The 18,886-nt window shown below is 63.1% G+C and carries 20 protein-coding genes and 1 pseudogene; 16 read left to right on the top strand and 5 right to left on the bottom strand.

The annotated features are described in order from the left end of the window. Positions 1-233: 233 nt before the first annotated feature. The 6 genes from LRS09_RS08480 (at position 234) to LRS09_RS08455 (ending at position 5,338) form a co-directional block, all read left to right on the top strand. Entirely contained in the window at positions 234-980 is a 747-nt protein-coding gene (locus tag LRS09_RS08480) for an ABC transporter ATP-binding protein (RefSeq protein ID WP_257805328.1), read from the top strand. Continuing rightward, the gene (locus tag LRS09_RS08475) at positions 977-1,729 is read left to right on the top strand and encodes an ABC transporter permease (RefSeq protein ID WP_257805327.1); all 753 of its coding nucleotides are present in this window, start codon (positions 977-979) and stop codon (positions 1,727-1,729) included. The genes LRS09_RS08480 and LRS09_RS08475 overlap by 4 nt, the downstream gene beginning before the upstream one ends. Before the next feature lie 65 nt (positions 1,730-1,794). Next, entirely contained in the window at positions 1,795-2,511 is a 717-nt protein-coding gene (locus LRS09_RS08470; RefSeq protein WP_257805326.1) for a nucleoside phosphorylase, read from the top strand. A gap of 18 nt (positions 2,512-2,529) precedes the next feature. Continuing rightward, the gene (locus LRS09_RS08465; RefSeq protein WP_257805325.1) at positions 2,530-3,537 is read left to right on the top strand and encodes an ABC transporter substrate-binding protein; all 1,008 of its coding nucleotides are present in this window, start codon (positions 2,530-2,532) and stop codon (positions 3,535-3,537) included. A gap of 70 nt (positions 3,538-3,607) precedes the next feature. Further along, on the top strand, positions 3,608-4,381 hold the full coding sequence (locus LRS09_RS08460) for an ABC transporter permease (RefSeq protein ID WP_257810157.1): 774 nt from the start codon (positions 3,608-3,610) through the stop codon (positions 4,379-4,381). Positions 4,382-4,420: 39 nt separating this feature from the next. Then, the gene (locus tag LRS09_RS08455) at positions 4,421-5,338 is read left to right on the top strand and encodes a helix-turn-helix domain-containing protein (protein WP_257805324.1); all 918 of its coding nucleotides are present in this window, start codon (positions 4,421-4,423) and stop codon (positions 5,336-5,338) included. A gap of 16 nt (positions 5,339-5,354) precedes the next feature. Here LRS09_RS08455 and LRS09_RS08450 read toward each other — a convergent pair whose 3' ends face one another. After that, a complete protein-coding gene (locus LRS09_RS08450) occupies positions 5,355-6,059 on the bottom strand; it encodes an orotate phosphoribosyltransferase (RefSeq protein WP_257805323.1) in 705 nt (234 codons plus the stop codon). A 519-nt stretch (positions 6,060-6,578) separates the two neighbouring features. Here LRS09_RS08450 and LRS09_RS08445 point away from each other — a divergent pair. The 8 genes from LRS09_RS08445 to pyrF all read left to right on the top strand — a co-directional run bounded on the left by LRS09_RS08445 (position 6,579) and on the right by pyrF (position 13,662). Next, entirely contained in the window at positions 6,579-7,148 is a 570-nt protein-coding gene (locus LRS09_RS08445) for a hypothetical protein (protein ID WP_257805322.1), read from the top strand. Continuing rightward, positions 7,145-8,095, top strand: a complete 951-nt coding sequence (locus LRS09_RS08440; RefSeq protein ID WP_257805321.1) for a dihydroorotate dehydrogenase — start codon at positions 7,145-7,147, stop codon at positions 8,093-8,095. Before LRS09_RS08445 ends, LRS09_RS08440 begins: the two co-directional genes overlap by 4 nt. Continuing rightward, positions 8,092-9,456: a Zn-dependent hydrolase gene (locus LRS09_RS08435; protein WP_257805320.1), complete on the top strand. Its 1,365-nt coding sequence runs from the start codon at positions 8,092-8,094 to the stop codon at positions 9,454-9,456. Before LRS09_RS08440 ends, LRS09_RS08435 begins: the two co-directional genes overlap by 4 nt. Then, positions 9,453-9,821: a hypothetical protein gene (locus tag LRS09_RS08430; protein WP_257805319.1), complete on the top strand. Its 369-nt coding sequence runs from the start codon at positions 9,453-9,455 to the stop codon at positions 9,819-9,821. The genes LRS09_RS08435 and LRS09_RS08430 overlap by 4 nt, the downstream gene beginning before the upstream one ends. 151 nt (positions 9,822-9,972) lie before the next feature. After that, a complete protein-coding gene (locus LRS09_RS08425; RefSeq protein WP_257805318.1) occupies positions 9,973-10,944 on the top strand; it encodes a TRAP transporter substrate-binding protein in 972 nt (323 codons plus the stop codon). After that, positions 10,944-11,465, top strand: coding sequence for a TRAP transporter small permease (locus tag LRS09_RS08420; RefSeq protein ID WP_257805317.1), 522 nt, complete (start codon positions 10,944-10,946; stop codon positions 11,463-11,465). Before LRS09_RS08425 ends, LRS09_RS08420 begins: the two co-directional genes overlap by 1 nt. A gap of 7 nt (positions 11,466-11,472) precedes the next feature. Then, positions 11,473-12,750, top strand: a complete 1,278-nt coding sequence (locus LRS09_RS08415) for a TRAP transporter large permease (protein ID WP_257805316.1) — start codon at positions 11,473-11,475, stop codon at positions 12,748-12,750. Positions 12,751-12,762: 12 nt separating this feature from the next. Then, positions 12,763-13,662, top strand: coding sequence for an orotidine-5'-phosphate decarboxylase (pyrF, locus tag LRS09_RS08410; RefSeq protein ID WP_257805315.1), 900 nt, complete (start codon positions 12,763-12,765; stop codon positions 13,660-13,662). 309 nt (positions 13,663-13,971) lie between these two features. Here the strand turns inward: pyrF and maiA are convergent. The 4 genes and pseudogenes from maiA to LRS09_RS08390 form a co-directional block, all read right to left on the bottom strand. Continuing rightward, positions 13,972-14,621, bottom strand: a pseudogene (gene maiA / locus LRS09_RS08405) (maleylacetoacetate isomerase). Continuing rightward, on the bottom strand, positions 14,618-15,313 hold the full coding sequence (locus LRS09_RS08400) for a fumarylacetoacetate hydrolase family protein (protein ID WP_257805314.1): 696 nt from the start codon (positions 15,311-15,313) through the stop codon (positions 14,618-14,620). The pseudogene maiA and the gene LRS09_RS08400 overlap by 4 nt, the downstream one beginning before the upstream one ends. Positions 15,314-15,357: 44 nt before the next feature. Beyond that, the gene (locus LRS09_RS08395; protein WP_257805313.1) at positions 15,358-15,903 is read right to left on the bottom strand and encodes a VOC family protein; all 546 of its coding nucleotides are present in this window, start codon (positions 15,901-15,903) and stop codon (positions 15,358-15,360) included. 7 nt (positions 15,904-15,910) lie between these two features. Next, entirely contained in the window at positions 15,911-16,696 is a 786-nt protein-coding gene (locus LRS09_RS08390) for an SDR family NAD(P)-dependent oxidoreductase (protein ID WP_257805312.1), read from the bottom strand. A gap of 233 nt (positions 16,697-16,929) precedes the next feature. Here LRS09_RS08390 and LRS09_RS08385 point away from each other — a divergent pair, with 233 nt between their 5' ends. Then, positions 16,930-17,706, top strand: a complete 777-nt coding sequence (locus tag LRS09_RS08385; protein ID WP_257805311.1) for an alpha/beta fold hydrolase — start codon at positions 16,930-16,932, stop codon at positions 17,704-17,706. Then, positions 17,706-18,875, top strand: a complete 1,170-nt coding sequence (locus tag LRS09_RS08380) for an LLM class flavin-dependent oxidoreductase (protein WP_257805310.1) — start codon at positions 17,706-17,708, stop codon at positions 18,873-18,875. Before LRS09_RS08385 ends, LRS09_RS08380 begins: the two co-directional genes overlap by 1 nt. Positions 18,876-18,886 lie beyond the last annotated feature (11 nt).

The raw sequence follows: 18,886 nt of genomic DNA, 5'->3' as shown, positions 1-18,886 counted from the left end.
CGGGACGAGTGCGCGGGCAACGAATGGTGATGCGCTCGGGGCGAAAACTTGGCGCGAGACACGCGCTTGGCCCGAAAACGCTGATCGCTGATATTTTCGTCGGCTGACCCTGTTGTGAGGTTCGAGCCAGCGTTTTCAGTTTGACAAAGCCTGAGTTCCTTGCAACGCTCGTCTCAATATTGAGACAACAGGCTTGGTAGTCGAAAAAATTGCGGCAGGCGGCAGATCCTTCGGTGCTTGTCGGCGTGGAAGCGCTGACGAAGACATACAAGACCAGAGAGGGTTCGAACGTCGAAGCCCTCTCGCCTGTGACGCTGGACGTCTACCGTGGCGAACTGCTGAGCCTTATTGGACCATCAGGGTGCGGTAAGTCGACTCTTTTGCGCCTGTTGGCCGGGCTGGAGCAAGCGTCAGGTGGCATGATCCGCTGGCAGGACGGGGCACCGAGCCGCGGAACCGATATCGGCTTCGTCTTCCAGGAGCCGGTTCTGCTGCCCTGGCTCAGCATACAGGACAATGTGCGATTTCCGCTCGACGTGTTCGGTGTCGCACGGCAGGAGGCAGACGAACGGGCGGCCGCCATGCTGGCCCTGGTCGGACTCAAGGATTTCGGCAGGGCCCTGCCCAAGGAACTGTCGGGCGGCATGCGGCAGCGCGCTTCCATCGCCCGGGCGCTCGTCTATCGACCGCGACTCGTCCTGATGGATGAACCGTTCGGCGCGCTCGATCTCCTGACCCGGGATCGCATGAACGACGAACTTCTGCGCATCAAGGCAGAGACGGCCGCCACGATCGTCTTCGTGACCCATTCCATCGACGAGGCTGCCTATCTGTCGGATCGCGTCGCGGTCATGTCGCCCCGACCGGGACGGATCAGTGCCGTCCATGTGCTCGACCTCGGCAAGGATCGCGACGAGGCCCTCAAGGACACGCCCGATTTCCATCGCTGGCTCTCATTGCTGCGTCGGGAACTGAAATGAACAGCCGCGTCCTCCAAGCGGTCTTCATGGTCGTGACGCCGCTCGCGCTGATCGCGGTCTGGTGGGCCTATGTGCGGATCTTCAATGTCCCGCGTTTTGTGCTGCCGCCGCCGGCCGCCGTGGGATCGGCTCTCGTTGCGCTCTTCCGGGACGGGACAATCTGGCCGCATCTGGCGCATACGCTCGGCATCATCGTCGCGGGTTTCGGAATCGGATCGGCGCTGGGTTTTGTGCTTGGCTTCATCCTGGCCAAGAGCCCGCGAACCGAGCGGACCATCGGCCCCTATCTCTTCTTTTTCCAGACCGCGCCCAAGATCGCGCTGGCGCCGCTGTTCATCCTCTGGTTCGGGCTCGGACTGACCTCCCAGATCGTGCTGGCGGTCTCCCTGGTCTTCTTCCCGGTGATGGCGGGCACGATCCTCGGGCTACGCTCGGTTCCGTCGAATTTCGGCTTCCTGGCGGACGTCCTGCGCCTCACGCGAAGGGACCGCCTCGTCCGCATCGAACTTCCGTCGGCGGTCCCCGAAATATTTGCCGGCCTCAAGGTGGGCGCGGTGCAGGCCACCATCGGAGCGATCCTGGCCGAATGGCTCTCCGGCGGGCAGGGATTGGGCTACCTTATGGTCTTTGCCGGAACCACATACAAGACGCCGATGCTGTTTGCGATGGTGCTGGTCACCTCACTGCTCGGCATCCTGATCTACCAGTCGCTCGCCGGCCTCGAAAAATGGCTGCTCTCATGGCGATGAACAACCGTTCGGCAGCTTGGCCCTGGCGGGGCGATACCCCACCTCATCTGCCGCGTCCCACACAGATGCCGAAAGCCTTCCTGTTGCCGGGCGACCCCGCCCGCGTCGACTTCGCGGCATCCGTGCTCCGCGACTTTGTCATCGTCGGCCAGAACCGGGAGTTCCGGCTGGGGTGCGGCTATCTTGGAGAGGCGCTGATCGGGGTGTGTTCGACCGGTATCGGCGGCGCATCCGCCGAGATCGCGACGGTGGAACTTGCCGCGATGGGCGCGACCATCCTCATCCGAACGGGCGGCTGCGGCGCGCTTGCCGACGATCTGTCGCTTGGCGATTTCCTGATCGTGCAGGAGGCTGTCCGCAACAGCGGCGTCGCCGCGATCTATCAGCCGGACCCCGCGATCGCGGTCGGCGCGGATGCCTCTGTCAGCTCGGCGCTGCTTGACGCCTGCAGATCGCTTCGATTGACGGCCCGTCCCGGAATATGCCTGACCGCCGATGGATATTACCGCGCCCAGGGCCGGCCGAACACCGCCAATGGCCAGGGAGATGCCGGCCTGCTCGATCGCTTCGCGGCGGCCGGTGCCGATGTCGTCGAAATGGAAGCCGAAGTGATCCTGGCGGTGGCGTCCGCATGCAATGTGCGCGCCGGCGCCGTTCTGGCCGTGCACGCTCATCGGCGCAGCGATGGTTGGCTCGAAGACTACGAGGCGACCCAGCGCAACCTGCTGCGCATCGGCGCTGAGGCGGCGGCGACCATGATCGAAACCTTCAAGCCACAATAACCGACAGAGGAGAATCTCATGAGACTGCACGCAATCCTAAGGGCGGCCGCACTGGCAATTCCGCTTGCGCTGCTGGCGCTGACGGCCGCAACGCTCGTCGCCAGAGCCGATGAGAAGGTGACGATCCAGATCGATGGCGCGGCGGTGCCCTACTATCTTCCGCTGTACGTCGCGCAGAAGGAAGGATACTTCAAGGAACAGGGTCTCGAGGTCGAGTTCCTCTATGCCAATGCCGCGGACATCCTGAACAACGTCGCCGCCGGTAATGTTCAGTTCGGCTTTCCGAACGGTGACGCCGTGATCTCCGCCCGTGCAAACGGCATTCCGGTCAAGGTTGTCCATTCGACCTATCAGCGCGGCATCGGCGCGGTGCTGTTCAAGAATGCGAGCGGCATCAAGTCCCCGGCCGACCTCGTTGGCAAGAAGGTTGCCGTGACAAGCTATGGCAGCCCGAACTACATTCAGCTTCAGGTCATGATGAGCCAGGCCGGCAAGTCCATCGACGACGTCAAGGTCGAGATCGTCGGCACCGGCGCGATCCTCGACGCATTGAAGTCGGACCAGGTCGATGCGATCGTCTTCTCCATGCTGCGCTACTACGCGCTCAAGGCCGAAGGCGTGGATGTCGGCATGATCGCTTCGGACGATTTCCTGCCCAGCCACGGCAACGTGCTTGTGACCTCGGACAGCTATCTCGCGTCCAATCCGCAGCAGGTGAAGGGCTTCATCGCCGCGCTCGACAAGGCTCTCAAGCACATCGTCGAGGGTGACGTCGAAAAGGAGGTCAAGATGGCGATCGCCGACTATGCGCCGACTTTCGCCCCGCAGGAAAAGATCGTCACCGAAATCATCAAGGAGGTCTTCATCAAGACCCTGTGGCAGAGCGAAGACACGAATGCGAACGGCTTCGGCTATGGCAACATCGCCGGCTGGCAGAAGACGATCGACGTCGCTGCCGAATACAAGGCGATACCGGAGGCCTTCCCGGCCGCCGATCTCGTCGTCGAGAAGCCATCCAATCTCTAGCGCAAGGCGGCGCTCCGGTTGGGGCTGGAGCGCCGGGAGACCTGATTTGCGAGCAGTCTTTTCGCTCTTGGTGTTCGTCGCCGTTTGGTGGGGCGCGGTCTGGGTGTTCGGCGTTCCCGACTACCTCGTGCCGTCGCCGCCCACGCTGGCGGCGAAATTCTGGTTCCTGGCGACGCAGGCCGGGCTGTTCAGCCATGTTCCCGTCACCCTGATGGAAATCGTGCTGGGCTTCGTCATCGGCACGGCGCTCGGCATTGGCCTCGCCGTGCTGTTCGTACGCGTTCCCCTGCTCGAGATCGTCATGAACCCCGTGATCATTTTCGTACAGACGGCGCCGAAGATCGCCATCGCGCCGCTGCTGCTGCTGTGGCTGGGGCTGGGGGCAACGCCAAAGGTCGTGCTGGTGGCGATAGTCGTCTTCTTTCCGGTCCTGTCCAACATGATCAGCGCGCTGCGGACGATCGACCCGAATCTCCTCGCATTGGCAAGGATCCTGCGCATGAGCGCCTGGAGTCGCCTGTGGCGGATCGAGCTGCCGCAGGCCCTGCCGCTCCTGTTCACAGGGATGAAGGTCGGCATCACGCTGGCCGTCACCGCAGCGGTGATCGGCGAACTCATGGGCGCCCGTGCGGGATTGGGTTATCTCTTGAGTCTCGGCCAGGAGACCTCCGACATCGGCCTGGTCTTGATCAGCGTTACCCTGCTGTCACTTTTGGGCTATGCCCTGTTCATGGCCGTGGATCATGTCGAACGGCGAATGCTCAGGTGGCACGAAATGCCGACGCTCGGGAACGTTTGGCGTTGGAAGGCGGATGAGCTTTGCAGCAGGTTGTATTTACGATAAGTGCGTCTAAATAATGAGACAAGCGATTTGGGAGGGGCCATGGCGAGCCAGTTCGAGGAGATTGGCCGGCGATTGAAGGCCTACCGGATGGGCAAGGGCCTCACCGCCGATGCCATCGCCGACGACCTGGGAATATCGCGCGCCGCCGTCTATCGGATCGAGACCGGCGACGTCGTGAAGATCGAAACTCTTGAAAAGCTGGCTGTCGTTCTCGGCACGACGGTCGCTTCGCTGCTCGGCGCAGGCGTGGAATATTACGCCAGCCCGATCAGTTATTTCGAGCGCATGCGCCAGATCGAGGCGGATGCAGACCAGGTTGTCGCCCACTTCCCGCCGCTGTCCTATCTGCTGACCTCCGACGCCTTCCCGGCCTATCTGAAACGCTCATTGCTCGAGACGCCGCCGCACGTTCACGAGAAGGCCGCGGAAAGCGACGTCGACCTGATCATCTCCATCCTCGACGAGCGCAAGCAGTCGAGTCAGCAGCGGCGCTTGAGCGTCGTCAATTTCGTCAATCTGCTGGAAATCGAGCGTTGGCTGAAGCTCGGCATTGTCGGCCGCTTCGACATGTCCGGTCCCGAACTGGCCGAGCGGCGACGGGCAGCGCGTGACGAGGTCGAGCACCTCATCACGCTGATCGAAAGCGAGCCGATGGGTATCCAGATCGGTCTTCTGGAAGAGGTTTTGCCGAACACCGCCTTCCAGCTGTTCCGCACTGCCGAGAAGACTTATCTCTGCGTCAGTCCGTTTCGGCTCGGAGGAGATCTGCCCAACATCCGGTCCGGGGTTGCAACCGTGACGGCTGATCTCGAGCCGGTGCAGCTCTATGAACGGCTTGTCGACGATCTCTGGAAGCGGGCGCGTAAGGGCAGGGAAGCCGCCGATCTTTTGCGCACGGTGCTGTCGCGGTCGGCGATCGGTGTGCCAGGCCGCCGTCGCATCGCGACGCCGGCCTGAACTTTTGATGGGCGCCTCAGCTGGCCTTGCCGAAGTCCGAGATTCCGCCGTGAGCCGCTGACCACGTTGCCGGGTCATTCAGGAATCGCTCGACCTCGCCCAGGACCTTCGGCTCGAAATGGCCGCTTGCCTTGGCGACATTCAGAACATGCCACCATGTCGTCAGATGGTGCAGGCGAACGCCCAACTCCTCCATCAGTTCGCGGCTCTTCGGGAAGATGTCGTAGTAGAACAGCACGAAGCAATGATCGACATGCGCTCCGGCCTCGCGCAGCGCCTGGCAGAAATTGACCTTGCTTCGTCCGTCGGTCGCCAGGTCTTCGACCAGGATCGTGCGGGCGCCCGAAGCGATCTCCCCCTCGATCTGGGCGTTGCGTCCAAAGCCCTTGGCCTTCTTGCGCACATATTGCATCGGCAGCATCAGCCGGTCGGAAATCCATGCTGCGAACGGGATACCGGCGGTCTCGCCGCCGGCGACGCAGTCGATCGACTCGTAGCCGATATCGCGCACGATCGTCGCCGCCGCGAAGTCGATGAGCGATGAGCGCAGCCGTGGATATGAGATGATCTTGCGGCAGTCGATGTAGACGGGACTTGCCCAACCCGACGTGAAGAAAAACGGCTTCTCGTCGTAGAAATGAACGGCTTTGATCTCGAGCAGCATCTTCGCTGCTTCCTTGGCGATCGTCTCCCTGTCGACGGGCGTGTAGAGGCTGGGCATGGGTCGTTCTCCATGGCTGCGCGCCGGCGTTCACCGGCGCGGTGTTGTCTGAGGCGGGCGCTTGCTGGGTACATAAACGGCCTCTTCTGGCCTCCAGGCGGCGGCTCGTCAACGTCGAATTTGAAAAATACGACGAAATTCGAATATCGATACCAATGCCTTGTTTGTCGCAAAAAAGAGACAAAGCGTTGCAATTGAGATTTGCCTGTGGCAGGCTTTCTTTTTAGCCGGTGACTGCAGCATGCTTCAGACGTCAGGACAGCAAGTCGGTTCAGGATCAGGTGCGGCGTGGCAGCCGAAGGCGATGGCCGAGATCGCGACTGTTGTCTCCAATCGGCCCATCGCGAGCGACTACAGGCACCTCGTTCTCTCTTGCGGCGCGCTCGCCGCGAGCGCACGTCCTGGCCAGTTCTTTCAGCTCCTCTGCCCGCAGCCAGCTGGCGAAAAGCCGTTCCTGCGACGTCCGATGAGCATCTATGCGACGCAGGCAGATCCCCGTCGGATCGAGTTTCTGTACAGGTGACAGGTGCCGGCACGCGAGGCCTGGCGACCCTTCAGGCCGGCGATGCCATCGATGTCTTTGGGCCACTCGGCGTTGGCTTCACGCTCGATCCACGTTGGCGCCACATCGTGGTCGTCGGGCGTGGCGCAGGCCTGGCGACCCTTGCGCCGTTGGCTCGCGCGGCGGCCGGGATGAACATTCGCGTCACGGCGATCCTGAGCGCGCGCCGTCCCGACCTTCTGGTCTCCGTCGACCTTTTCCAGACCTATGGCGCAGACGTGATCGGCGTGACCGACGCCGAAGCCACCAGCGGTCCCGCCAATGTCGAGAAGATTCTGCGCGCCCTGATCGCACAGGACAATTGCGACGCCTTGTTCACCTGCGGCTCGGCCCGGCTGATGCGCGTGCAGCAGCGCCTGGCGCATGAGTTCGGCATACCCGGCCAGATCGCGCTCGAGCAGCAAATGGCCTGCGGCATCGGCCTTTGCTACTGCTGTGTTCGCGACTTCAACGTCGATGGCGAGATCATCAGCCGGCGCGTGTGCTGGGACGGTCCCGTGTTCGACCTGGCGGAGGCGATGCCATGAGCGTCGATCTCGCCGTCAAGGTCGGGTCGCTGAGTCTGCGCAATCCCGTCATGCCTGCCTCCGGAACCTTCGCCGAGGGTCTCGATCGCGTCATCGACTTCAACCGGCTTGGCGCGCTGGTCACCAAAACGATCACGCGCGAACTGCGGGCCGGCAACCCCCTGCCGCGCGTCGTGGAACAACCCGACAGCATGATCAATTCGATCGGAATCCCGTCAAAGGGCATCGACCACTTCATAGACGAGACGTTGCCGCTCTACGCCGATTATTCGACACCTCTCGTGGTGAGTATCTCGGCGCCGACCGTGGAGGGATTTGCCTATCTCGCCGAAGCCGTCTCCGTGCCGGGCGTTGCCGCGATCGAGGCCAATATCTCCTGTCCCAACATCGAGGAAGACGGCAAGGCCTTCGCGATGAGCCCCAGGTCGGCGGCGCGCGTGACCGCTGCACTGCGCCGGGCGACAACTCTTCCCCTGTGGGCGAAGCTGACGCCAAACACCGGGGACATCGCGGCGGTCGCGCGCGCCAGCGAGGACGCAGGTGCGGACGCCCTTGTCGTCGCCAATACGATCCTGGCAATGGCCGTGGACCTGAAGACGTTCAGGCCCTCCCTGGGCAATATCATGGGTGGACTGTCCGGGCCGGCGGTCAAGCCGATCATCCTGCGGCAGGTCTACCAGTGTGCGCGCGCGGCGAGCGTCCCGATCATCGGATGCGGTGGTATTTCCACCGCCGAGGACGTGGTGGAATTCCTGCTCGCGGGAGCGACGGCCGTGCAGATCGGCACCGCCTCCTTTGTTCAGCCGGATGCGCTGCTCCGGATCATCGACGGCCTCGCGCAATTCTGTATGCACCGGGACATAGCGAAGATCGCTGACCTGTCCGGTGCGCTCGTCATCGAGGAAAGCGACGAACCCGACATGGCGTGGACGGAGCCGGCGCAATGATGGCGTCGGTCGCGCGCACTCCCGGACACGCGCACAGAGAACACGACGAACTCTCGACGCTGTTCGATGCACTTCGGAACGCGGCATTCGATGGCGTGGGGATCAGCCGCCTCGCCTATAGCGAGGCGGAGAGCCAGGCTCTTGAGATGATCGAGGTTGAGGCTCGGCGCGTCGGTCTGACCACCGAAAGGGACGCCGCCGCCAACCTCGTCGCAACGCTGCCCGGATCGGATGGGGACCTTCCCTTCATCGCCTGTGGCTCGCATATCGATTCGGTGCCGCAAGGCGGAAATTTCGACGGAGCGGCCGGCGTCGTCGCGGCACTCGCCGTCATGCGCCGTTTGAAGGCGCTGGAAAGACCACTGAAGCGCACCGTCAAGCTGTTCGCGTTGCGCGGCGAAGAGAGCGCGCGATTTGGTAAACCCTATCTCGGATCAAGCTGTCTCTTTGGCAAGCTGACGCCGTCCGATCTGGAGACCAAGGCTGAGGACGACGGTCGCTCGATGGGCGACTGCATGCGCAGCGTCGGTGTCGCGGTCGACCGCATCGCAGCGCGAGAGGTATTGCTTGAGCCGACGTCGGTGGCAGCCTGGGTGGAACTCCATATCGAGCAGGGCCCGGTGCTCACTGCGCGCAACCTGCCGATAGGGATCGTCTCGGGAATCCGCGGCAACATCAGGCACCGCGCGGTCGAATGTGTCGGCCAGGCCGGCCATTCGGGGGCAGTGCCGAGATGGCTGCGCCACGACGCCGTTTTCGGGATGTGCGAACTGATCACCCATCTCGATGCGCACTGGAGGACGCTGCTCGAGCGGGGTCACGATCTGGTGCTCACCTCGGGCATTGTCGCGACCGATCCGAAGGTCAATGCAATCGCCCGCATTCCCGAACTCGTGCGTTTTGCCTTCGAAATTCGCAGTCAAAGTAGGGCCACGCTCGACGCCGTCTACCAACTCTTCCTGTCTGAATGCGCCTCGGTCGCCAGGGAACGCGGCGTGTCCTTTCGGTTCGATGAGAAGGTGGAGGCTGCCGGCGCCACTATGGACAAGACGTGGATCGAGCGACTGACCGCCGCAGCCGGTCGGCTGAACCTGCCCTTCGAGACGATCGCCAGTGGCGCCGGGCACGACGCGGCGGTGTTCGCAAATGCCGGCGTGCCGAGCGCCATGGTCTTCGTGCGCAACCGGCACGGTTCACACAATCCGCGCGAGACAATGGACCTGTCGGATCTGATCGCGGGGATAGATGTGATGCATGCCGCGATCCAGGAGGCGGCGATGTCTCGTGGGGGTGAACGGCTGGCCAGGTCCATCGACGAAGAAAGCGACCGTGATCCGCAGTTGGAAGGAAGATCAAGATGAGTGGCGAACGTTCCGCAAGCATCAATCTGGAAACGCAGACACAGGAGGGGCTTCCAGGACTCCTGCAATGGCTGGAAATGCAGAAGGGCGGCGTGGCAACCTTCTATGAGTTCCAGCGAAGGTCTCTGGCGCTTCGCGCTTCGCACGGCCGTCAGGCTGGCCTGCTCAGGCTGTTGGCCGATCTGTCGGGTTGCTTCGCAGACGAATTCGATGGCGAGCCCCTCGACCTGTCCACCGCCAGTCAAGCGCTGAGCCAACTCAATGCCCTCGTACGCGAAGCAAGCGGACTGCCGCCGGGTGATGTCGAGGGCCTAATCGCCCTCACCAATCGGGTCGGGCTTGCCGACTTGTCTGTCTCCTCCTGATCCGGAGGCACTTTCGCGTCGTGCGGGCGTTGACTCGATACTCAAAATATGGATCAATTCTCAAAAATGAGACAATCCGAAAAAGAGGGTGAACAAGATGGTATCCAGAAGGACAGTCCTGACATCGGGAGCATTGACGGCGGCCGCGGCGATGATGCCGAGGGTCGCGTTCGGCCAGGCCGCGAAATATCCGGTGAAAGTCGCGCATCTCGAATCTCCGGCGCAGCCGCGCCACAAGGGACTTGAGAAAGTCGGCTCGCTGGTGAAGGAGCGGACAGGCGGCGAAGTCGAGTTCACCCTCTACCCGCTCTCCCAGCTTGGCAATGCGCGCCAGATGATCGAGGGCACACAGTTTGGCGCCATCGAATGTACGGTGCAGCCGGCCGCCTTCCTCGGCGGCTTCAATCCGGTGGTGTCGGTTCTCGACGTTCCCTACCTCCTGCCGACCGATCGCGCGCTGTCACAGCAATTGCGCGAGGGGCCATTCGGCAAGGCTTTGCTCGAAAGCTTCGAGAAGCGCGGTCTGCATGCGCTGACAGAATGGCCGAATGGCCGCAAAAGCCTGACCTCGAACAAATCGCTCGACAATCTGGTCGAGCTTGCGGGACAAAAGTTCCGCGTCATGGACTCCAAGATCCTGATCGATCAGTTCGCCGCGGTCGGCGCTACTGCGGTCGCGATCAATTTCGGCGAACTCTACACCTCGCTCCAGACGGGCCTGGTCGACGGCCAGGAGAACCCGCTCGACACCATCACCACCATGAAGTTCCACGAGGTGCAGAAGAACCTCGTCGTGACCGAGCATGGTGCCATGGAAGACTTTGTCCTGTTCAACCCGACCTGGTGGCAAGCGCTGCCGGACGGACACAGGGATATCATCGCGAAGGCTTTCGACGAGGTGAGACCCGAAGTCGAAAAGATGAAGGAAGCATCGGCCAGCGCAGCGCTGGAAATCATCAAGGCCTCAGGCGTCAATGTGAGGGTCGCGGATGAAGCAGAGCGCGCGAAGCTGCGCGACGCGACAGCGCCGAAGGCCCGCGAAGCCTATGTGACGCTGGCGGGCGCCGAGGGCGAGGACATGCTCAAGACTTACGACGCCGAGTACAAGAAGCTCGCCGGCTGATGGGCGCGCGGTTCGTCGCCGCGCTTGGGCGCGTGCAGGCCGTGCAGGGTTTCCTGCTCGGCCTGCTCATGCTTGCGATGACCTTCGGCTACGCGACCAATGTCCTGGTTCGCGAAGTCGTGCCCTCATTTGCGCCCAGGCTGGCGTGGATCGACGAGGTCGCGCTGTTCGGGCTGGTGTGGATCGTTTTCCTGGCGATCGGTCTGGCGCTGGAAAGCGGGCGCCATATCAGCATGCGAATGCTGCTCGACCGCATGCCGCCGCCGGCCCGGCGTGCGGTGAAGATCGTCATCAATCTCCTCGGCCTGGTCTTCAGCCTCTACATGGTGAAGGTTGGCTGGGAGATCACGGCCTTCGTGGCGCGCAGCGGGCAGGCGAGCCCGACGCTCGGCTTCTCCGTCGCGTGGCTCTATTGGGTCATGCCCGTCGGATTCCTCCTGCTTGCGGCGCAATATCTGGTTGAATTGCTAGGATGGTCGGACCGCTTCGCGCGCGAAATCGATCCCATGCACCATCTGTAGCGGTCACATGGTTGCCTTGCTCTTCGTTCTCGCGGCCGTCCTTCTGGCGCTCGCCGCGGAAATATTCCTGGTCCTCGGCGTTCCGGCGGTCCTGACCAAGTACCTCATGTATCCGACGATGCCCGACCTGATCATCGGACAGCGTCTGGTCGGCGGGGTCGAGGTTGTAACGCTGCTCGCCATCCCCTTCTTCATTTTCGCGGCGGACCTGATGGCCCGGGGCAGGATGGCAGGACAGCTTGCCGGTCTGTTCCGCGCTTTGGTCGGCCATCGACAGGGAGGACTTGGCCATTCGACCGTCGTGACCTGCATGGTGTTCGGTGCCGCGGCAGGGTCCGCTCCCGCCACGGTGGCGGCCATGGGGCGTGTCGCTTTCCCCGAGCTCAGGCGCTCCGGCTTCAGCGAGCGCTTCAGCCTCGGCCTGATCGCCTCAAGTGCGGAATGCGCACTCCTCATCCCGCCGTCGATCACGTTCGTCGTTTACAGCTGGCTGACGGGAACCTCGATCGCCGCGCTCTTCGCGGCCGGCATGATGGTGGGCATCGTTCTCGGCCTCGGTTTCATGGCGCTGGTTGCGTTCACTGCCTGGAGGGAAGGCATCCCAGGGATCGAGCGCGTACCTTGGCGGGGCAGATGGTCGGCCTTTGTCGACGCCTTCTGGGCGCTATTGATGCAGGTCATCATCCTGGCCGGAATTTTCAGCGGCGTCTTCACGGCAACGGAAGCGGCCGCGGTCTCGGCCGTCTATGCCGTGATCGTGGAGGTGTTCATCTTCCGCTCCCTGTCGTTGCGCGAAGTCTTTGCCATCGCGCGCGACAGCGCCGTCTCCACCGGGGTTATCTTCATTCTGCTGTCGATGGGCGCGCTGCTTGCCTACTTCATCACCCTTGCCGGCTTCGATCGCACGCTGCTGGGGATCATCCAGGACAACAACGTGAACTGGATCGTGTTCATGCTGTGCGTGAACGTGCTGTTTCTGATCTGCGGCATGTTCCTCGATCCGAACTCGATCATGGTGATTTTCCTGCCCACGCTCTTCCCGGTCTCGACGGCGCTCGGGATAGACCCGGTCCATTTCGGCATGATCGTGACGCTGAACGTCTGCACCGGCATGATAACGCCGCCGGTCGGGCTGGACCTCGCGGTGACCTCCGCAACGCTTGGACGACCGGTCGAGCAGGTCGTGGCCGGCATCATGCCCTTCATCGCCGTCAACCTGCTGGTCCTGGCGCTTGTCAGCTATGTGCCCTGGTTGTCGACCTTCCTACCGAACCTGATCTTCTAGCGGGAGCAGAGCATGTCAGCAGCGACACATCGACCCGAGCCCGGAAATGCAAACAGGCCCGCGACGCGGCGCTTCGCCGAGCGGTTTGTCGATCTGGCCAAGGCGCGCTCGCCACTGTGTCTGGGGCTGGATCCCTCGGAGGATCTCATCCGCCTATGGGGGCTGGACGACACGGTCGAGGGAATGCATCGCTTCTGCCAAACGGTCCTCGAAGCGGCGGATGACCAGATCGCGGTTGTAAAGCCGCAATGCGGCTTCTTCGAGCGTCTGGGCCCCGGCGGGATGCAGGTCATGGCGAAGGTGGTCGCACAGGCCAAGAGTCAGGGTTCGCTCGCGCTCATCGACTGCAAGCGGGGCGACTTCTCCAGGACGATGACGGGGTATGCCCAGGCAATGCTCGGAGCCGACAGCGGGTTCGGAGGCGACGCGATGACCGTCACGGCCTATCTCGGACTGGACGCGCTCCGACCGGTGATCGACAGGGCGGCTGCCTGCGGCGCGGCCGTCTTCGTCGTGGTGCGCTCGTCGAACGCCGACGGACATTTCCTGCAGAGGGCGGTGCATGACGATGGCCGGACCGTCTCGGACGCGCTCGCGGATTCCATCACGGCGATCAATCGCGAGACAGGGGACGGCATCGGACATGTCGGTGCAGTGATCGGAGCGACGATCGATACGGCGGACAATGCGGTGCTCGATCGCTTGCCCCTCTCGCTCGTGCTGGCGCCAGGTGTCGGCGCTCAGGGCGCCGGGATTTCCGACGTCAGGGAGAAGTTCGGTGACGCCGTACGGAGAACGCTGCCATCGGTGTCGCGCGGGATCCTGGCGCAGGGGCCGAGCGTTGCAAGGCTGCGCGAGGCGATCAAGCGGTATCGGGACGAGGCCTGGGCTGCGGCCTATTCGGGGCGTTGAAGAGCGCCCCGGTTTGCGCTCGCCATGATGATATTCCGGCACCCGGGCGAGAGTCTGCTGATCGATCGGTGCGAGGTCACGGTCGATCCTGTTTCGCGCCGCTGGGAGCGGCTGTTCCGTATCGACGATGAATGCGAAGCGGTCGAACCGTCAGAGGCTCCGAGGTGGTGCAGATACATAGCGGAACACCGGTGAAGGTTCCCGTGGCGGTGATCGGGACGCGCAACCCCGAGCACTCCCACCTGATCCTGCTCGCCAGGTACCCCGGACACTATGCTGCACTAGCTGCTACAAATGGCCGGAGGGTCCCTAGTTTTCGCTCCAGTCGAGCTGCCGCGACGGATGTGCGTCCACGAAAGCAGGCAGGGCCTCGCACAGTGCCCGTATCCTGCGAAGGCGTGGCATGGGCGCCAAGTCTACGCCGAACCGATCGGCCGAGAACAGTTGCGGCACAAGGCATACATCCGCCAGACCGGGCGTATCGCCGAAGCAGAAGTCGTGTTCCCCGTGACGGGCGACCAGCGCCTCGCAGGCGGCCAGTCCGTCTCCGAGCCAGCGGCGGCACCAGGCATCGATCTCCCCCTGGTCCTTGCCGCATCCCGTCGCAGATATTGCAGGACGCGCAGGTTCTGCAGTGGATGGATGTCGCAGCAGATGACGTTCGCGAAGGCGCGCACATGGGCCCTCTCGATCGGGTCGCGCGGCAGGAGCGGCGGTTGCGGAAATGTTTCTTCGAGCCATTCCAGGATCGCGAGCGATTGGGTCAGGACGTCGCCATCGTCTGTCACGACGGACGGAACCAGAGCCTGAGGGTTCACCGCGCGATAGACATCGCTCTTCTGCTGACCACCGTCCTTCGTGAGATGGACGGGGATCAGGTCGGGTGCGAGACCCTTGAGACCGAAGCCGACGCGCAGGCGGTACGCAGCCGACGAGCGGAAGTAGCCGTAGTATTTCACGCCGCGCCTCCCACCGTGAGATCGACCGGCGCCAGTCCGTCGATCTCGCCATGGATGCGGTCGCCCGCGACGACCGGGCCAACGCCGGCCGGCGTTCCGGTGTAGATCAGGTCGCCCGGCGCGAGGTGATAGTACTGGGAGAGATGGACCACGATCTCGACCGGCGACCAGACGAGGTCTGAGAGATGCGCGTCCTGCCGGATCGTCTCGTTGACCTTCAGCGTGATCCGCTGCGGCCCGACGGTTCCGACAACCGCGGCGGGAGTGAGCGCGGCCATCACCGCCGATTTCTCGAAGTTCTTTCCGAGGTCCCACGGCCTCTGCTTGGCGCGGGCGGCAAGCTGGAGATCGCGGCGCGTCATGTCGAGGCCGCAGCCGTAGCCCCAGATGGCCGCCGCTGCCTGACTCTCGGATGCGCGGAAGACCGGTGTCCCGACCGCAATCACCAATTCCATCTCGTAATGGAAGTTGTCCGTGCCGGGCGGATAGGGAATGGCCGAACCGCTCGGCACGATCGCCTGCGCGTCCTTGAGGAAGTAGAACGGCGCTTCCCGGTCGACTTCGACGCCCATTTCCCTGGCGTGTTCCACATAGTTGCGTCCCACGCAGAAGATGCGGTGAACCGGGTAGAGACCGCCCCCGGAGGTGGGTATCGTCGGGTAGTCGGGCGAGCTGAAGAGGCGTCTGGACATCGATGGTTCCTGCTGGAGTATCTGCTGGAAAGGCTGCGACGGAGTCAGATCGGTGCTCTGATGCGGACGGGATCCTGTCCATCCCAGCCGCGCGCGGCATCGCGAAAACCGTCGAACATGGCGCGTGTCGCCGGCCTGAACTCAATCACCTCGATCATGGCCGGCAGGGCGCCGTGTGTATCGAAATATCCGACGCGCGCGCCGTGAGCCACTTCCGCCTCGTAGGCGAGCGTGTAGCCTTCGCTTCCATAGTGGGCGATCGCCGCGTCGTAGTCATCGGCGGCGACGCCGAAATGATGCAGCCCGTATCCGCTGCGCTCGGCGACCTCGCGATAGACCGACGGCGAGTCGTCGAGTTGCTGGATGATCTCGAACTGCATGTCGCCGGCATAGCCCATTGCGATGGCGAGCGCGGTGGAAGAAGGCTGACCGCGATAGATCTGCCGGGGAAAAACGCCGCGCTCGCGCAGGAACCAGGGGCCGACGCCCATCGTGCGCGTCATCTCCCGCATCGAGGCGTGGATGTCCTTCGTGATGAAGGCCGTCTGGATCAGCCGGCCTGCGGCCGGAGCGATGTCGAACTTGCTCATTTCGGTCTCACCTCGCCATGATGCCGCCATCGATCGGGATCGTCACTCCCGTCATGAAGCTCGATGCGGGCGAGGCAAGCAGAAGGGCAAGACCCTTGATCTCATCCGGATCCGCGATCCGTCCCAGCGGTACCATCGAGGCGAACTGCTGCGCCACGTCCGGTTGGCGGATGCGGCCGCCGGCGATGTTCGTCCTGAACGGGCCGGGCGCGATGCCGTTGACCATGACGTCATAGGCTGCGAGTTCCATCGCCGACTGGCGGACGAGGTTCACCACCGCCGATTTCGTCGCAGTGTAGGCGTAGCCGCACATGACTTCGGATTTCAGCCCGGCCACGGAGGCGACCGCGATGATACGGCCGCTCTTCTGCGCCTTCATGTGCTTGGCCGCCGCCTGGATGGTTGCGAAGACGCCGGTTAGGTTGATCTGCAGCACCCGGTCCCACTGGCCGTCGTCGACCGCGTTGATCTGTCCCAGTTCGGTGAGATAGCCCGGACCGGCGGTCACGCCGGCGTTGGCCACCATCGCGTCCAGCCTCCCCCGCCGGGCGACGAGATCGTCGGTCGCCTGCCGGATGGCTCCGCGGTCGGAGACGTCAAGCTGAACCGGCTCCGCCCTTCCACCGGCTGCCGCGATCGCCCCCACCGCCCGGTCCAGTCCTTCGCGGTCGATATCCGCCAGCGCCACGTGCGCGCCAGCCTCTGCGAGGACCTCGGCGATTGCCAGACCCAGTCCGCTCGCCGCCCCCGTCACCATGGCCACCTTGCCGGCCATCGAAAAGCGCCCAGTCACCGTTCAGCCTCCCTGAAATTCGATTTTGTATGCCAAACGGATTTCCGATCGATTGGCAAGCGAAAATGGAACTGAAAAATTATAATAATAATATCAATTGCTTGGTATGATTCACCGCTTGGCGTGGTTCGCTTACATGAGAGCGCTTCTTGACGGAATTGTATTTTTCCGGTGTAGATCGACCCGGATGGAGCGCCCGGAGCGGCGAGACGACACGCAGGGAGGTTGGCGCAATGGCGCATACGGAAACGATCGAAACGGTCGCGGATTGCAGCATCCGCGTGATGCGCAAGGGCAAGGGCGAACCGTTGCTCTTCCTGCATGGTGCGTCGGGCGCAGGCCGCTGGCTCCCCTTCATGGAGATGCTGTCGGAGCGCTACGACGTCATCGTCCCCGAGCATCCCGGCTTCGGCGGTTCCGACACGCCCGAATGGCTCGATACGGTCGGCGACCTCGCTTATTTCTACCTGGACGTGATCGACCATCTCGGGCTGGACGGCGTCCACCTCGTCGGCACGTCGATCGGCGGCTGGATCGCCGCGGAGCTTGCCACCCGTTCCTGCGAGAAGATCAAGACGCTCACTCTGGTGGCGCCGGCGGGCATCCATGTGAAGGGGCTCAAGAAGGGCGACATGTTCATGTGGTCGCCGGAGGAACTGGCGCAGAACCTCTTCCACAACCAGGAAATCGCCAAGGCGATGCCTCAGCCGGGCAATGACGAGGAACTGATGGTCGTTTTGAAGAACCGGCTGATGACGGCCAAACTGGGTTGGCAGCCGCGCTTCTACAATCCGCACCTGCGCAAGTGGCTGCACCGCGTCGATGTCCCGACGCTGATTGTCTGGGGTGACGACGACAAGCTGATCCCGGCCGGATACGGTCCGGCCTACCGCGACCTCATCCCGAACTCCGAGCTCGAGATCATCTCCGAATGCGGACACCTGCCGCATGTGGAAAAGGCCCAGGAGTTCACCTCCAAGGTGGTCAACTTCATCCAGGGAGCCGCGTGATGAAATTCTACATGATGCATCTGATGCCGTATGCGGATCTCGATCTCGACTACGACAAGACGTACAACTCGGCCTGGATCACGCTGCCCAACAGCTATTACGACCCGAAGAAGGGCGCGAAGCTCTACAATCGCTACCTCGACGAACTGGAATATGCCGATCAGCTCGGCTTCGACGGCGTCTGCGTCAACGAACACCACCAGAACGCCTATGGGCTGATGCCGCAGCCCGGCGTAATGGCCGGCGCGCTCGCGCGGCGCACCAAGAAGGTCAAGATCGCGATCCTCGGCCGCGCCCTGCCGCTGCTCAACAATCCGGTCACGGTCGCGGAGGAGTTCGCGATGGTGGACAACATCACCGAGGGCCGGTTCATCGCCGGCTTCGTGCGCGGCATCGGCGCGGAGTATCACGCCTGGAGCTCCAACCCGGCGGATTCGCACGATCGCTTCCACGAAGCGCATGACCTGATCCTGCGCGCCTGGACCGAGACCGGTCCGTTCTCTTTCGAGGGCAAGCACTATCACTTCGAATATGTGAACCTGTGGCCGCGCCCCTACCAGACTCCGCGTCCGCCGATCTGGATCCCGTCGCAGGGGTCGAGCGAGACGATCGAATGGGCCTCGCATCCGGATCGCCGCTACACCTACCTGCAGACCTTCACGCCGGTCTCCATGCTCGCCAAATACATGAAGATGTACAAGGACATGGCAAAGGGCCACGGCTATGAGGCAACCGAGGATCAGCTCGGCTGGTCGGTTCCGATCTATGTCGCCGAGTCGGACGAGATCGCGCGCCGCGAGGCCAAGCCGCACATCGAGAACTTCCTCAACAAGTTCCTGCGCATGCCGAAAGAGATGCTCCTGCCGCCCGGCTATCTGTCGCTCAAGTCGATGCTGGGCGTGATGCAGGCGAAGTCGGCGATCGGCGGGCAGCAGACGATCGATACCGTGATGGAAAAGGGCATGTTCATCTGCGGCAGCCCCGAGACGGTGCGCCAGAAGCTATCCGAATATCACGGGGAGATCGGCTTCGGCCACCTGCTGTCGCTGCTGCAGTTCGGCACGTTGCCGGCCGAGCTCACGCGCAAGAGCATGGAGCTCTATGCGACGGAGGTGATCCCGTATCTGCGCGCCAATGCGGCCGCCAAGGTCGCGGAAGCCGCGGAGTGACGGCCGGTCGG

Origin of the sequence: Mesorhizobium sp. J428, assembly GCF_024699925.1 — a bacterium.
GTDB lineage: Bacteria > Pseudomonadota > Alphaproteobacteria > Rhizobiales > Rhizobiaceae > Mesorhizobium_A.
The sequence above is the reverse complement of the archived record's forward strand: the minus strand, read 5'-3'. Positions and strand labels throughout refer to the sequence as shown.

Excerpts from the sequence above, each read along its gene's own strand:
- LRS09_RS08475 (WP_257805327.1), top strand. The coding sequence starts at position 977 with ATGAACAGCCGCGTCCTCCAAGCGGTCTTCATGGTCGTGACGCCGCTC.
- LRS09_RS08470 (WP_257805326.1), top strand. The coding sequence starts at position 1,795 with ATGCCGAAAGCCTTCCTGTTGCCGGGCGACCCCGCCCGCGTCGACTTC.
- LRS09_RS08465 (WP_257805325.1), top strand. The coding sequence starts at position 2,530 with ATGAGACTGCACGCAATCCTAAGGGCGGCCGCACTGGCAATTCCGCTT.
- LRS09_RS08455 (WP_257805324.1), top strand. The coding sequence starts at position 4,421 with ATGGCGAGCCAGTTCGAGGAGATTGGCCGGCGATTGAAGGCCTACCGG.
- LRS09_RS08450 (WP_257805323.1), bottom strand. The coding sequence starts at position 6,059 with ATGCCCAGCCTCTACACGCCCGTCGACAGGGAGACGATCGCCAAGGAA.
- LRS09_RS08440 (WP_257805321.1), top strand. The coding sequence starts at position 7,145 with ATGAGCGTCGATCTCGCCGTCAAGGTCGGGTCGCTGAGTCTGCGCAAT.
- LRS09_RS08435 (WP_257805320.1), top strand. The coding sequence starts at position 8,092 with ATGATGGCGTCGGTCGCGCGCACTCCCGGACACGCGCACAGAGAACAC.
- LRS09_RS08430 (WP_257805319.1), top strand. The coding sequence starts at position 9,453 with ATGAGTGGCGAACGTTCCGCAAGCATCAATCTGGAAACGCAGACACAG.
- LRS09_RS08425 (WP_257805318.1), top strand. The coding sequence starts at position 9,973 with ATGATGCCGAGGGTCGCGTTCGGCCAGGCCGCGAAATATCCGGTGAAA.
- LRS09_RS08420 (WP_257805317.1), top strand. The coding sequence starts at position 10,944 with ATGGGCGCGCGGTTCGTCGCCGCGCTTGGGCGCGTGCAGGCCGTGCAG.
- LRS09_RS08415 (WP_257805316.1), top strand. The coding sequence starts at position 11,473 with ATGGTTGCCTTGCTCTTCGTTCTCGCGGCCGTCCTTCTGGCGCTCGCC.
- pyrF (WP_257805315.1), top strand. The coding sequence starts at position 12,763 with ATGTCAGCAGCGACACATCGACCCGAGCCCGGAAATGCAAACAGGCCC.
- LRS09_RS08400 (WP_257805314.1), bottom strand. The coding sequence starts at position 15,313 with ATGTCCAGACGCCTCTTCAGCTCGCCCGACTACCCGACGATACCCACC.
- LRS09_RS08395 (WP_257805313.1), bottom strand. The coding sequence starts at position 15,903 with ATGAGCAAGTTCGACATCGCTCCGGCCGCAGGCCGGCTGATCCAGACG.
- LRS09_RS08385 (WP_257805311.1), top strand. The coding sequence starts at position 16,930 with ATGGCGCATACGGAAACGATCGAAACGGTCGCGGATTGCAGCATCCGC.
- LRS09_RS08380 (WP_257805310.1), top strand. The coding sequence starts at position 17,706 with ATGAAATTCTACATGATGCATCTGATGCCGTATGCGGATCTCGATCTC.